This is a genomic window from Nautilia abyssi, assembly GCF_055388085.1.
Genome location: NZ_AP042376.1, coordinates 870,966 through 885,200, shown reverse-complemented (window position 1 = coordinate 885,200; position 14,235 = coordinate 870,966). Strand labels below are relative to the sequence as shown.

General features: G+C 35.2%; 14 protein-coding genes. 11 read left to right on the top strand and 3 right to left on the bottom strand.

Annotation, left to right across the window (positions count from 1 at the left end; all coding sequences use genetic code 11):
- Positions 1–36 precede the first annotated feature (36 nt).
- The 4 genes from ACZ5EP_RS04475 to ACZ5EP_RS04460 are packed head-to-tail and all read left to right on the top strand — an operon-like array spanning position 37 to position 4,431.
- Positions 37–330: an ATP-dependent Clp protease adaptor ClpS gene (locus ACZ5EP_RS04475; RefSeq protein ID WP_127679767.1), complete on the top strand. Its 294-nt coding sequence runs from the start codon at positions 37–39 to the stop codon at positions 328–330.
- The gene (clpA, locus tag ACZ5EP_RS04470) at positions 331–2,496 is read left to right on the top strand and encodes an ATP-dependent Clp protease ATP-binding subunit ClpA (RefSeq protein WP_464509620.1); all 2,166 of its coding nucleotides are present in this window, start codon (positions 331–333) and stop codon (positions 2,494–2,496) included.
- Positions 2,493–3,218, top strand: coding sequence for a leucyl/phenylalanyl-tRNA--protein transferase (gene aat, locus ACZ5EP_RS04465; protein ID WP_464509619.1), 726 nt, complete (start codon positions 2,493–2,495; stop codon positions 3,216–3,218). The genes clpA and aat overlap by 4 nt, the downstream gene beginning before the upstream one ends.
- Positions 3,211–4,431, top strand: a complete 1,221-nt coding sequence (locus ACZ5EP_RS04460) for a glucose-6-phosphate isomerase (protein ID WP_464509618.1) — start codon at positions 3,211–3,213, stop codon at positions 4,429–4,431. The genes aat and ACZ5EP_RS04460 overlap by 8 nt, the downstream gene beginning before the upstream one ends.
- On the opposite strand, the gene ACZ5EP_RS04455 is transcribed toward ACZ5EP_RS04460, so the two are convergent.
- On the bottom strand, positions 4,424–5,041 hold the full coding sequence (locus ACZ5EP_RS04455) for a LexA family transcriptional regulator (protein WP_464509616.1): 618 nt from the start codon (positions 5,039–5,041) through the stop codon (positions 4,424–4,426). The genes ACZ5EP_RS04460 and ACZ5EP_RS04455 overlap by 8 nt on opposite strands.
- A 144-nt stretch (positions 5,042–5,185) precedes the next feature.
- Between ACZ5EP_RS04455 and ACZ5EP_RS04450 the strand changes: the two genes are divergently transcribed.
- A complete protein-coding gene (locus ACZ5EP_RS04450; RefSeq protein ID WP_127679777.1) occupies positions 5,186–6,424 on the top strand; it encodes a DNA polymerase Y family protein in 1,239 nt (412 codons plus the stop codon).
- Position 6,425: 1 nt separating this feature from the next.
- Here ACZ5EP_RS04450 and flgG read toward each other — a convergent pair whose 3' ends face one another.
- Together flgG and flgF are read right to left on the bottom strand one after the other, a co-directional pair.
- Complete coding sequence (gene flgG / locus ACZ5EP_RS04445) at positions 6,426–7,214, bottom strand: flagellar basal-body rod protein FlgG (RefSeq protein WP_127679779.1); 789 nt, start codon at positions 7,212–7,214, stop codon at positions 6,426–6,428.
- 107 nt (positions 7,215–7,321) lie between these two features.
- Positions 7,322–8,107, bottom strand: coding sequence for a flagellar basal-body rod protein FlgF (gene flgF / locus ACZ5EP_RS04440; protein WP_464509615.1), 786 nt, complete (start codon positions 8,105–8,107; stop codon positions 7,322–7,324).
- A 142-nt stretch (positions 8,108–8,249) separates the two neighbouring features.
- Here flgF and rpoD point away from each other — a divergent pair, with 142 nt between their 5' ends.
- The 6 genes from rpoD to ACZ5EP_RS04410 all read left to right on the top strand — a co-directional run bounded on the left by rpoD (position 8,250) and on the right by ACZ5EP_RS04410 (position 14,225).
- Complete coding sequence (gene rpoD, locus ACZ5EP_RS04435) at positions 8,250–10,064, top strand: RNA polymerase sigma factor RpoD (protein WP_464509614.1); 1,815 nt, start codon at positions 8,250–8,252, stop codon at positions 10,062–10,064.
- A gap of 62 nt (positions 10,065–10,126) precedes the next feature.
- Positions 10,127–10,918, top strand: a complete 792-nt coding sequence (locus ACZ5EP_RS04430; protein WP_464509612.1) for an NAD+ synthase — start codon at positions 10,127–10,129, stop codon at positions 10,916–10,918.
- A 56-nt stretch (positions 10,919–10,974) separates the two neighbouring features.
- Positions 10,975–11,835, top strand: coding sequence for a tetraacyldisaccharide 4'-kinase (locus ACZ5EP_RS04425; protein ID WP_464509611.1), 861 nt, complete (start codon positions 10,975–10,977; stop codon positions 11,833–11,835).
- A gap of 2 nt (positions 11,836–11,837) precedes the next feature.
- Positions 11,838–12,395 (top strand): tetratricopeptide repeat protein, encoded by a 558-nt coding sequence (locus ACZ5EP_RS04420; RefSeq protein ID WP_464509610.1) that lies wholly within the window; start codon positions 11,838–11,840, stop codon positions 12,393–12,395.
- Positions 12,392–13,405 (top strand): hypothetical protein, encoded by a 1,014-nt coding sequence (locus ACZ5EP_RS04415; protein ID WP_464509609.1) that lies wholly within the window; start codon positions 12,392–12,394, stop codon positions 13,403–13,405. The genes ACZ5EP_RS04420 and ACZ5EP_RS04415 overlap by 4 nt, the downstream gene beginning before the upstream one ends.
- Positions 13,398–14,225: a tyrosine-type recombinase/integrase gene (locus ACZ5EP_RS04410; RefSeq protein ID WP_464509607.1), complete on the top strand. Its 828-nt coding sequence runs from the start codon at positions 13,398–13,400 to the stop codon at positions 14,223–14,225. The genes ACZ5EP_RS04415 and ACZ5EP_RS04410 overlap by 8 nt, the downstream gene beginning before the upstream one ends.
- Positions 14,226–14,235 lie beyond the last annotated feature (10 nt).

Genomic DNA, 14,235 nt, shown 5'->3' with positions numbered 1-14,235 from the left:
ATAAATAATATATATAAATTTTAATAAAGGATAAAAATGCCGACCAAAACGGTTGTGAAAGACGATGTAGAAGTTATAATGCCTAAACTTTATAAAGTTATGCTTTTGAACGATGATTATACGACGTTTGATTTTGTAATTGAAGTGCTTAAAACAATATTTCATAAAAACGAAGAAGAAGCTATCAACATAACGCTTAAAGTTGACAGGGAGGGAAGTGCCGTTGTAGGGGTTTACCCTTACGAAATAGCACAAATGAAAGTGGAAAAAACGCATACTATTGCCAGAAATGCAGGATTTCCGTTAAGAGCAACAATGGAGGAGGTTTAGATGCAGATTACTGAAAATTTGAGAAATATATTTAATGAAATAGTTAACGAGGCAAAAAGAAGGCAGAATGAATATATTACCGTTGACCATGCTTTTTATATTTTATTGAAAGATAAAAATATAAGATTTCTGCTTGAAGACGTTGGAGTTGATGTGGATTATATCAGAAGGGGACTTGATTATTACCTTGACAGATACATAGAAAAAGTTCCGGTAAGCGTCACTCCTACCGAAACTCTTTCTTTTCACAGAGCGACTGAGAGGATGATTAACCATATTCAGGGAATCAGAAAAAACGTTGCAGATGAAATAGATTTTTTTGTGGCTCTTTTAGAAGACGAGACAAGCTATACCAATCAGCTGCTTAAAGAGTTCGGTCTTGAAAAAGTGGAAATAGTGGAATACATAACAGAAACGAAAGAAACAAAAAAAGAGGATAAAAAAGAATCGCCTCTTGAAGAGTTTACAACCGAACTTACCGAAATAGCCAAAGATTTTGACGATGTTATCGGAAGAGATAAAGAAATCGACAGGGTTATGCAGGTTTTATCCAGAAGAAAGAAAAACAACCCTATTTTAGTCGGAGAGCCGGGAGTCGGTAAAACGGCCATAGTGGAAGGGCTTGCTAAAAAAATAGCGTTAAACGAAGTGCCGAAACAGCTTAAAGGAAAGAAAATATATTCGCTTGATCTGGGCTCACTGGTGGCCGGAACGAAATACAGAGGGGAATTTGAAAAAAGAATGAAAGTAATTCTGGATGAACTTAAAAAGCAAAAAGAGCCTATTTTGTTTATTGACGAAATACATATGATTGTAGGGGCCGGAGCGGCGGGAAACGGAAGTATGGATGTGGCAAACCTTCTTAAACCGGCTTTGGCAAAAGGTCAGATCAGATGTATAGGCGCAACTACTTATGAGGAATATAAAAATCATTTTGAAAAAGACAGGGCACTAAACAGAAGATTCCAAAAAATAGACGTTAAAGAACCGAGTATAGAAGATACTATAAAAATTTTAAAAGGTCTTAAGCAGAGATATGAGGAATTTCACGGTGTAAGATATTCGGAAGAAGCGCTTAAGAGCGCAGCGACACTCGCTAAAAAATATTTAAGGGAAAAATTTTTACCGGACAGCGCTATAGATTTGATAGACGAAGCCGGGGCTAAATTTAAACTCAGAGGCAAAAAACTGATTACTAAAAGCGATATTGAGGGAATTGTGGCAAAAATAGCCAATATTCCTAAAGAAAACGCTTCAAATAACGAAATAGAAAAACTTAAAAATCTTGAAAGCAGTTTAAAGGCAAAAGTATTCGGCCAGGAAAAAGCTATAAAAGAGTTGGTAAAAGTAATCAAAAGAAAAAAAGCGGGATTAACAAGAGAAGACAAACCTATAGGAAGCTTTTTATTCGTAGGGCCTACGGGTGTGGGTAAAACCGAAATAGCAAAACAGCTTGCAAATACGCTGGGTATTAATTTCTTAAGATTTGATATGAGCGAATATCAGGAGAAACATTCCGTAGCCAAACTTATAGGTTCTCCTCCGGGATACGTAGGATATGAAAAAGGAGGACTTTTAACCGAAGCTATAAGAAAACAGCCGCATACGGTACTGCTGCTTGACGAAATAGAAAAAGCTCATCCGGATATAGTCCAGATACTTCTGCAGGTAATGGACAATGCCACGTTAACGGATAATGACGGTAGAAAAGCCGATTTCAGAAACGTAGTTTTGATAATGACAAGCAATCTGGGTGTGGGAGAGGGCAATAACCCTGGCTTTTTACAGGAGTTCAGCGAGTTTAAAGAAGAGGCGATTGACAGATTCTTTGCGCCTGAATTTATAAACAGACTCGATGCCATAGTAAGATTTAAACCGTTAAGCCATGAGAGCGTATTAATGGTTGTTGATAAATTTATAAATGAACTGCAGGATAAGTTAAGCACTAAAAAAGTAAAACTGACTCTTACAAAAAGAGCGAAGAACGCTTTGGCAAAAAAAGGATATTCTCCGAAGCTAGGAGCTCGTCCTTTATCAAGAATAATAGAAGAAAACATTGTAGAGCCTTTGAGTGATGAAATACTTTTCGGAGAGCTTAAAGGAGGAGGGGAAGTGAAAATAGATTACGTTAAGGATAAATTCAATCTTAAAGTTAAAAATAAATGATAAAAGTTAACGAAAATCCCCCTCTTTACCTCCTTGACGATTTTGAGTTTCCCGATCCTTACGAGCCTTTTGACGAGGGATTTGTGGGAGCGAGCTACGATCTGTATCCAAAAAGGCTTTTAGAAGGGTATTCAAAAGGATTTTTCCCCTGGTATCAGGATGATGAGGGTATGTATCACTGGTTTGTTTTGAATGAGAGAATGCTTTTAAAAACGGATGAGGTTAAAACAACCAAAAAACTGCTAAGAAAACTAAGAAGTTCAAAATGGGATTTTAAAATCAATACCAGGTTTGAAGACGTTATAAGACACTGTGCTAACGTAAAAAGAAAACATGAAAACGGTACCTGGATAAGTGACGGATTTATAAAAGCATACAGTGAACTGCATAATTACGGATTTGTTATTTCTGTTGAAAGTTATTATGAAGGCGAGCTTGTAGGAGGATTTTACGGGGTAGCCATAAATAAATATTTCAGCGGAGAGAGTATGTTTCATTTAAAACCGGATGCCAGTAAACTGGCGCTAATATATTTCTGTGATATTTTAAAACAAAACGGTATAGAATTTATTGACTGTCAGGTGCCAAGCGAACATCTTGGCAGCATGGGGGGAAAAGTATATAAAAAAGAAGAATTTATTCCTATGATTTGGGAAGCAAGCGGTTATAATAACAGATTTGAAACTAATATAGATACGGAGACGGAGAAGGTTTATGATTAAATTTAAGCGTTATTTTGAGTATGAGAATAAAAATCTGCAAAATTATGCCTATGAACAGCTTCTTAATGAAAAAGAGAGCGGAGAGATAGGCTATTATCATCTTCCGGATAGTTCAAAAGAGATAATAAAACAGCTTAAAAATTATAAAGCTGATTTTGAAAATATAGTAATAATAGGTATCGGAGGATCATCACTTGGTACCAAGGCTATATACAGACTTTTAAAATCAAGCTATAAAAACGTTAAAAAAATAATTTTTTTAGAAAATACCGACCCTATTGAATTAAAAAACAAATTTACGGAAATAGATCCGGGCAGATCCATATTTTTGGTGGTTTCCAAATCCGGAACGACCATTGAGACTGTTTCTATTTTCAAAACGGCGCTTGATCATTTTAATTTGAATCTAAGCGGCGATAAAGAAAAGTTTATTGTAATTACCGATCCAGGATCTTCCCTTGAAAAATTGGCGGATGAATACGGTATTGCCGTTTTTAATATTCCAAAAAACGTAGGAGGAAGGTTTTCTGTCTTCAGTGCGGTGGGGATAGTCCCTTTATATCTTGCAGGATTTGACGTTGAAAAAATATTATTTTATGCGGGGGAGTTTTTTAAATCGTTTTTTGAAAGAAAAGAAGAACATCTGCTTATTAAAGCGGCATTTTTGTATGAAAGAAGCAGATGTTATAAAATGAATGTGGTGTTTTCCTATTCTTCTTTGCTTGACGAATTTAATAAATGGTATGTTCAGCTCTGGGGAGAGAGTCTGGGCAAAATAAATAAAAAAGGTCAAAGAGTAGGGCTTACTCCTATAGGACTGCTAGGTTCAATTGACCAGCATTCGTTTTTACAGTTGCTGATAGAAGGTCCGAAAGATAAAACGGTTACATTTATAAAAATAAACAATTTCGAAAGTTCTCTTAAAATTCCCAACATATCTCTGCCTTATCTTGAAAAGACAGATTTTGTTAACGGTTATACTTTTAATGAACTTATAAACGCCCAGTGTGACGCAACGAGGGAAAGTATTATAAGAAGCGGTATCGATGTTGATGAAATAGTATTGGAAAAGCTGAACGAAGAAAGCGTCGGGGAGCTCATAAGCTATTATGAACTGTTGACTTCCGCTCTTGGCGTGCTGTTTGAAATTAATACGTATAATCAGCCGGGCGTGGAGCTTGGCAAAAAAATACTGAAAACTAAATTTAATTAATAATTTTTACCACTTTTCCTATAATTTCCGCTTCTTCCACCGTTTCGTTGGGATACAGCTTGTTATCTGAAATCAGTTCTATTTTTCCGTCGCTTCTGAGGTTTATTCTTTTTACAAAAACTCCTGCGGGTGTAGATACAACAAAAATACCTCCGTTTTGAATATTATTGTCGTTTCTGTCTATAAAAATAATGCTTCCGTCTTTAATAGTAGGCTCCATTGAATCTCCGATTACGTTTACGGCATCCAGATTTTTGTCTATTATTTTTCTGTCAATATATAAAATTTCATAATTTTCGTCAAAATTAATGGCACCTCCGCCTGCGCTGGCGTTTATGTCTTTAAAATATCTGATTTTAGAAAATTTTTCGGTTTCACCGCTTATGGTTTCTATTTCCTGGTCAAATAACAGCCAGTTTAGGGATATTTTTCTTTTGGCGCAGAAATATGCAAGTTCTTCAAAAGGTATTTTGTTTCTTTTTTTCAAAACCGAGAGATGTTCTGGGGAAATACCCAAAGCTTTGGCTACGTCTTTGTTTAAAACTTTTTTTTCTCCTACTTCCTGAGAAATAATATCTTTTATTTTTTCTATTATTTTGTCAAATTCCATTACAATCCTTAACAAACTGTTATTTTTTTAATGTTTTATTATATCTATTTGTTAATATTTCTGTCAAGATGTTAATGGATGTGAAGTATTTGTTTTTTAAGCCGGAAATCAAGCGACATAGATAATCCGTTATAAGGAGAAAATATGAAAATACATTTGGATTTGGACAGTTTTTTCGTATCTGCCCACAGGGTTTTAAATAAAGATTTGAATAATAAACCGGTTGTTGTCGTAAAGCGAAACGATAAAGAAATATTTAAAAATCAGAAAACAAAATATTACACAATGAATGAAGGCGCTTTTACCGGAGATTTGATAGTAGGAGAGGAGAATAATGACAAAAGTTATTTTTTGGAAAACGGCAGAGTAAGGGGTATAGTTGTAACGGCCAGCTATGAAGCCAGGGAACTAGGAATAAAGACCGGAACTACTCTTGCGGAGGCTCTTAGAATATATCCCGGGCTTGAAGTTGTTGTACCCGATTATAAACTGTATCATTTGCTTTCTTATAAATTAAAACTGTTTTTAAAAAAAAGAATTCCGGTTATAGAACAGTACAGTATTGACGAATTTTTTGGAGATTTGGAGGGCTGGATACAAAAGCGGGACACCATGGAATTTATTAAAAATTTAAAAAACGAAATAAAAGAGAAATTTTCACTGCCTGTTTCAATAGGGGCGGCTGAAAGCAAATGGACTGCAAAACTTGCCACTTCATATGCAAAACCGGACGGTATAAAAGTTGTATCTGATATTAACGCTTTTATAAAAGATGTACCTGTGGGCAGATTCCCCGGAATAGGAAAAAGAATCGAAAAACGTCTTAAAGAAAAAGGAATTTTAACATTAGGAGACGTGCTGAGAGAAAAAGAGTATTTTTATTCATGGGGTAAACCCGGAATACAGCTTTATAACAGGGTATGCGGCACAGACGGGGAAGAAGTGGCAGAAAAAAACGAAAGAAAAAGCATAGGAATTTCAAGAAGGTTTGACCCTGTGCTTGACAGAGGAGAGATAGTAAGAAGAATTGCGGTACTATGCAGATATCTCTCTTTTCTTGTGAAAAAGAAAAAAGTAAATCCCACTTTTTATTATTTAAATATAAGATATAAAAGCAATAAAAAATCAAAAGCCCATATAACTGTTGATAGAATATTTAACGAACTGCTTTTAAAAGAAATAATGACAATGCTTTTTTACAGAGCGGATACGGAAGACGAATATATTATTTCAATAGGACTCAGTGTGTCCAAATTTAAAAAAACATCAAATCTTTTTGATTATAAAAAGGATAAAAAAATGGAGAAGCTGAATGAAGCCCTTTACCGGTTAAGAAGCAAATTCGGACTTTCTTCGCTTGTAACGGCTTCAGAAATTATTTAAATTACCTTTTAAGGTTATTTACGGTCTGGAGCATTTCGTCACTGGTTACAATTGCTTTACTTGCCGCATCATAAGCACGCTGGCCTGTAATAAGGTCTGTCATTTCATCTACCAGCTGAACGTTGCTCATTTCCAGAAATCCCTGTCTAAGCTCTCCTGCTCCGTCCTGTCCCGGAGTAGTAACTATAGGGTCTCCCGACGCTGTAGTGTCAACATATAAATTGCTTCCTAAAGAATGCAGACCGGCGGGATTTACAAATTTGGCAATTTCTATCTGTCCTATCTGCTGCATCTGAGTTTGTCCCGCTTCCAAAACGGATACCGTACCGTCCGTTCCTATAGAAACCTGTACGGTGTCAGCCGGAAGAGTTATATTAGGGATTATTTTATATCCGTCGCTTGTGACCAGATTCCCGTCGGCATCCAGTTTAAACGCTCCGTCTCTTGTATAACCGATTCTCCCGTCAGGCAGCTGCACCTGGAAAAATCCGTCTCCCTGTATAGCCACGTCAAGGTTGTTTCCTGTTTCTTTAAAGTTTCCCTGTGTGAATATTTTTGTTACTGCCGTAGGTCTTACACCAAGTCCTACGTTTATTCCTGTAGGAGACTGTGTGGTTGTGGAAGTTGATGTTCCTGCGTATTCCATTGTCTGATAAAAAAGATCTGCAAATTCCGCACGCTGTTTTTTATATCCTATAGTGTTTACATTTGAAATATTGTTGGATACAACGTCTATTTGCATTTGCTGTGCCATCATCCCTGTGGCTGCAGTGTATAAACTTCTTACCATTTTAAATCCTTTTTAAAATATGTTGTTTTTTCAAAGCAAAATCCGTTCCAAATCATAAAATGATTCATCCTTTACCAATTTCACCGCTTATCAGCTTTACAACTTCCCTATGCTCTGATGTTTGCCAGTTTTTCAATGGCGTCACGGTTTAGATCGTCCATAAATGTCGTCATTACTTTTTGATACTGTTCAACCAGTCTGTTTGTTTCGATCAGATCAGTCATTTCTCTGATAGGGTTTACGTTTGATTTTTCCAAAAATCCTTGAAGAGTTGAATTCTGAGTATTCACTGTTGCAGTGTCCGGAATAAAATCGTACATATTGTCGCCGACTTTTTTAAGTGTGTTTAGATTATCGATCCTGACTATTTTAAGTGTGGCTATTTTTTGATGGTTTTGATAAATATTGCCGTTTTTATCTATTGTTACGCCGTATGCCGGATCTATTTTTATAGGTTTGTTGTTTGTCCCAAGAACTTTAAAACCGTCTTTTGTAACTAAATATCCCTGTGAGTCGAGATTAAAGTTTCCGGCACGGGTCAGTTTTTGCCCGTCATTTGTCTGTATGGTAAAAAACTGGTTTTTTTCTTTTAAGGCTACATCTAAAGGATTGCCTGTTTTTTGAATGTCTCCTACGCTGAAATCTGTATATTCTTCCACAACGATAGGAACTTTATTTAAATTTCTGTTTAAAAATTTTGCAGCTTCTTTAGTATTGTTTTCTAAAGGCAGTTCATCTCTTTTTTCACTAAACAATCTTTCAAAATCGCCGATTATAATATCGTCCTGCTTATAACCCGACGTATTGACATTAGCCAGGTTGTTTGAAATTACATTAAGTCTGTTAAACTGTGTTACCATGGCGCCTGTAGCGTCATAATATCCGTTAATCATACCGTGCCTTTGTTTTTTGAAGATACGAAGCAATAAGCGTTCCAAAAAAATTTAGTATAATTCCACTCTTAAAATGAGTGGTTTGCAGTTGATACCCGGCAGATGTTAACTGCACACTACTTATAAAACAAAAGGAGAATTAATGGCATTGCCAAAAGAACTCGAAAAACTCTTTAAATCCAACAAAAACGGTATTGTTACGTATGAAACGATTGTTAATATTTTACCAAAAGTACCTACAAAAGCTCAAAGTAAAGAAATTCTTAAAGCTGCAAAAGAATACAATATTAAACTTATGACTGCGGCGGAAGTTGCCAAGCTTAAAAACCTTGAAGACGTTGTTAAAAACGAAGAAGAAAGAGAAAGAAAAAAAGAAGAGCTTGCTGAAGATATTCTTAAAGACAAAGAACTGCTTGAATGGAGCAGATCTGATTCTCCTGTTAGGATGTACTTAAGAGAAATGGGACATATTCCGCTTCTTGACAAAGATGAAGAAATTGAAATATTCAGAAGAATCCAGCTTGGTGAAGAAATTATTCTTGACGCAATCTGTTCGATTCCTTTTTTAATTGACCTTGTGCTTAAATATAAAGAGCCTCTTTTAAACAGGGAAAGAAGAGTTAAAGAGCTTTTCAAAAATTTCGTTGAAGAAGAAGAAGTTGACGACGAGGACAGTAAAGAAGGAAAAAGACAGAAAAAAATATCAATCCGTGAAAAAAGAATTAACGAGCTTTTTAAAAATCTTGAAAAAGCGAAAAAAGAATGGGAAAAAGTTCTTGATGAATATGACAGGGTAATTAACGCAAAAGATATGGACGAGCTTGAAAGACTTCATAAAATCCTGCAGCTTACATTTAAAAAGAAAAAAGTAAAAGAAGCTCTTAACGAACTCGGTTATACGTCTAAGCTTATCAATGAAATCGTTAAAACAGTTGAAACTGCCCTTAAAGGCGATAAGGATTTTGAAAAAGAACTTAAGAAAAAAGAATACAGACTGCCTCTTTTCAACGAACAGCTTAGAAAACTGCATAAAGAAATCTTAAGCAAGATTACGGAACTCAGCAAAGAGGATATCGCGGCAATGGTTCCGGAACATACAATGGTTAACGTTTATATGGATATTAAAAAGCTTGTAGAAGCCAAAAAAGCCAGTGAAAATATGTTTGGTATGGAGCCTGAAAAACTTGAAGTAATCCTTGAACAGCTAAAACGCGGTAAAAAAATCACAACAGAAGCCAAAGAAAAAATGGCAAGGGCAAACCTCAGACTCGTTGTAAGTATCGCTAAAAAATATACAAACAGAGGTCTTCCGTTTTTGGATTTGATTCAGGAAGGAAATATCGGTCTTATGAAAGCGATTGACAAATTTGAATTTGAAAAAGGGTATAAATTTTCAACATATGCGACATGGTGGATAAGACAGGCTATTTCTCGTGCCATAGCGGATCAGGCAAGAACGGTAAGAATTCCTATACATATGATTGAAAACATCAACCAGATTAATAAGATTGTCAGAAAATACGTACAGGAAGAAGGAAAAGAGCCTTCTTTGGAAGTAATTGCAAAAGAGATGAAAATGCCTATCGAAAAGGTAAAACAGATTCTGAAAATTTCAAAAGAGCCTGTGTCTCTTGAAGCTCCTGTGGGAGAAGAGGAAGACGGAAAATTCGGAGATTTTATAGAAGATAAAACATTTACTAACCCTTATGAAGAAGTTGTAAACGAAGATCTCAGAAAACATATCGAAGAGATTTTAGAACAGTTAAATGAAAGAGAAAGAGCCGTAATTAAAATGAGATTCGGTCTTATGCCTGATAAGAGCGAAAGAACTCTTGAAGAAATCGGAAAAGCATTAAATGTAACAAGAGAGAGGGTTAGACAGATCGAAAGCAGTGCGATTAAGAAACTGAGACACCCTAATATCGGGAAGTTTTTGAAAAATTATATTGAAAGCTGATGGGTAAGTAGTGAAGTGGTGAAGTGGGTAAGTTGTGAAGCGGTTATGAGGAAGGAAGTGATATGAAAAAATGGCAGTTAATTGAAAAGTTTTTGATTAAATTCATACAAGAAGAAATTACAAAAACCGGGCTTAAAAAAGGTATATGCGGACTTAGCGGAGGAATTGACTCCGCCGTTGTAGCCGTACTTGCAAAAAAAGCTCTCGGGGATAATTTCAAAGCCTTTTTACTTCCTTCTCAGTTTTCAAGCAAATCAAGCATTGAAGACGCGCTTAAACTCTGTGAAAAATTCGATATTGCTCATGAAACAATCTCAATCGCACCACTTTTAAACGCATATCCGATTGACGATAAAGTCAGATTCGGTAATTTTTCAGCGCGTATGAGAATGGCGGTGCTTTACGATAAAAGTGCGGAACTTGGAGCTCTTGTGATAGGAACGAGCAACAAAAGCGAACTTTTACTCGGATACGGTACTTTATTCGGAGATCTTGCGAGTGCATTAAATCCAATAGGGGATCTTTATAAAACGGAAATTTTTGAGTTTGCCGGGTATCTAGGCGTAAACGAAGAAATAATAAATAAACCTCCGAGTGCTGATTTGTGGGAAGGGCAGAGCGATGAAAAAGAGCTCGGATACACATATGACGAACTTGATGCGGTATTGAGGGATTTTGTGGATGAAAGAGCAACAAAAGACGAGCTTTTAAGAAAATACGATAAAGACTTGGTTGAATTTGTTTTGAAAAAAGTTTATTTTAACCAATTTAAAAGAAAAATGCCTATAATAGCAAAACTCAAAAACAGAACAATAACCCATGACTTTTTATATGAAAGAGACATAAAACTGTAAGTGAAAAATGTAAAGTGAAAAATTTAAAGTTAAAATTTCATAGTTTCGCGGAAGAAATGCTTTTTTATCCTAAATGGTATCATTGGCCTTTAATTATTCTCCTGCTTCCTTTTTCTTTAATTTATATGACAATAATTCATTTCAAGTTTCCCCGCAAATATGAAGATTTGGGTATTCCGGTTGTGTCTGTCGGAAACATAATAATCGGAGGCAGCGGTAAAACGCCTTTTTCCATAGCGCTTGCCAATAAGTTTAAAAATTATAAACCGGCTGTAATATTAAGAGGATACGGCAGAAAAAGCAGAGGGCTTGAGGTGGTAAGCGAGTGGGGAGATATTAAAACCGATGTAGATACGAGCGGTGATGAAGCCATGGAGATAGCTCTTAAGACAAAAGCGCTTGTAATTGTAAGTGAAGACAGAAAAGAAGGAATATTGAAAGCTAAAGAAATGGGAGCCGGGTTTGTCATACTTGACGACGGTTTTGACAAACCTTTTAAAAAGTTAAATATAGTTATTGATAAAAAAATCAAAAATCCTTTTTGCATACCTGCAGGAGGTTACAGATTTCCGAGACTTGCTTTAAGATATGCCGATATGGTTTTGGAAGAGGACAGGGATTTTAAAAGGGAAGTCAAGTGTCCCGAAGGAGAAATCCTAATAACCGCGATTTCCAAACCGGAAAGACTGCTTCAATACTGCAAAATTCCTTATGTTTTCTTTCCGGATCATTATGAATTCAAACAGAATGATATTAAAAAGTTTGAAAACAAAACAGTCGTAACAACAATGAAGGATTATGTAAAACTTAAAAAATTTAATCTGGATTTAAGAGTTATAGAGTTAAATATCACAATAAAAGAAGAGATTTTAAAACAAATCGAACAATATTTGATAAAATTACATAAAAAAGGCTGACAGTGGAGATAAAAGAAAAGCTAAAACAGGAAGAAGAATTATTAGTTAAAGTTTTTAAATTAGAAAAATTTATAAAAAAATATAAAAAACAGATTATAGCGGGTGTGATAATAGCTGCCGCGCTGTTAATCGGTAATGCGATATACGGATATATACAGCAGCAAAAGCTGATTTCTTCAAATAACGCATTTGACGTTTTAATGAAAAATCCAAACGACAAAGAAGCTTTGGAAAAAGTAAAAGCAAACGAAAAGCTCTATCAGGTATATCTTCTGCAGAGCAATAAAATAGAAAATCTGAAAAAAATCACCGCGCCTGAATTAAAAGCCATAGCCGCTTATAAAATAGCAATGCTAAAAGGCGATAAACAGTCTCTTGAAAACTATCTGTTAAATCCTGATTATAAGATTCTGAAAGACCCGGTAAGAGTGGCTTTGATTAAAATTTATCTGAAAGAGGGCAACAGAAAAAAAGCTGAAGAACTTTATGCACAGATTTCTCCTAATTCGCAGTTTGCTCCGATTGCCAAGTTTCTGCTGCATTACGGAGTGGCTAAATGAAATACAGATTAATTTTATTAGCGGGTTTTATTTTTTTTGCCGGATGCAGCAGCAAAGTGTACGAACCTGAAAAAACTCAGCCTTTAAAACTTCATTCAAAAGACATATCCAATAATTTAAGCGAATATACTAAAAACACGCTTACATTTTCAACCCTTAAACTTAAATATGTAAAGAAAAAAGGTTTATTAGACGACGGTATTAGGGTGGTAAAAGTTTATTATGACGCAAAAGGTCATTATCTCGGAAAATTTACAAAAATTAATAAAGATCTTGCAGTAAACGGAAACAGACTGCTTGTTATATCAAGTAAAAAAGTATATAAACTGCCTTATTTAATATACAGCGCCACCAAAAAAGACGGTTTAGTTGCTGTAGTGTTTGAAAACGGCAAATACGGACTGTATGATCTGAAAAATTCGGATATGAAATTTACGTTTGACGGAGACAGCGTAATAAGCGTAAAATACATGCATGCCAGTCCTCTGTTTTACAAAGATTTGATTTTATATCCTATGCTCAGCGGAAACGTTGCCGTTGTAGACGCTGTAAACGATAAGTACATAAGAACTCTTAATATTTCCCAAAATCAGTTTAATGACAATGTTATTTTTCTAAAAATTGTAAACAACCAGCTTTTTATGGCGACTCCCAGCAGACTGATTTTGTTTAATCCTCAGTTCTTGATTGATTACAGCGCAGACATCAAACATATTATCGATTACAAAGGGTATCTGTATATTTTTACAAACGACGGGCATATTATAAAACTTGACAGTAATTTAAAAGAGATTAAAAAAATAAAACTTCCTTATGCAAGCTTTTTTGCCCCTAGTGTATGTAACGGATATATATGGACTGTTGAAAGAGGCGGATATCTTATCAGGATATCCCCTGATTTGAACATAACCGTTTATACAGGAAATAATTTTGATACAACAAGTGCGGGAATGCTTAAACTTCAGGGATGTAAAATATATAACGACAACAAGGTTTTTATGATTGAGTAGGTATCTTGAGGCGTTTTTGGAATATCTCCAGATCAACAAGGGCGTAAGCAAAAATACATATAACGCATATAAACGAGACCTTCTTCAGTTTGAAGAATTTATCAAAAAGCCTGTTATTCAGGCCGATAATATGGATATTATCTCTTTTCTTTCTTCTATCGACAATAAAAGATCCCTAAACCGTAAACTGAGTGCGATAAATTCTTTTTTTGATTTTGCTTATAAAAAAGAGTGGACTGATACGAAACATAAAATCAAACAGGCAAAAATACCCAAATCCCTTCCTAAATTTCTTACAAAAGAAGAAATTTTAAATGCAGTTAATTCCATTGAGGTTAAAAAATGGTTTGATCTCAGAGATAAAGCCATGATTATGTTTATTTACGCTACCGGGCTTAGAATCAGCGAAGTGCTTAATACTAAAATCAGCGATATAGAAAACGGCTGGGTTAAGGTAACTATGGCAAAAGGCGAAAAACAAAGAGTCGTTCCCATTGCTGAAACGGCATTAAAACTTCTTGAAGAGTATTTGCAAAAAAGACCTTGTCAGAGCGAATACCTGTTTGTGAATAAAAACTGTAAACCTTTAAGCAGAATCAGCGCGTTTAATATAACCAAAAAATATTTAAACGTCTCTCCGCATGTTTTAAGACATTCATTTGCTACCGCACTTGTTTTAGGCGGTGCGGATTTGAGAGTCGTTCAGGAACTTTTGGGTCATTCTTCATTAAACACCACCCAGATATACACACATATACAAAAAGAAAATTTAAAAGACACTGTTTTAAAATATCATCCTCTTGAATTAATGGAAAACTGAGAAAGGAAAA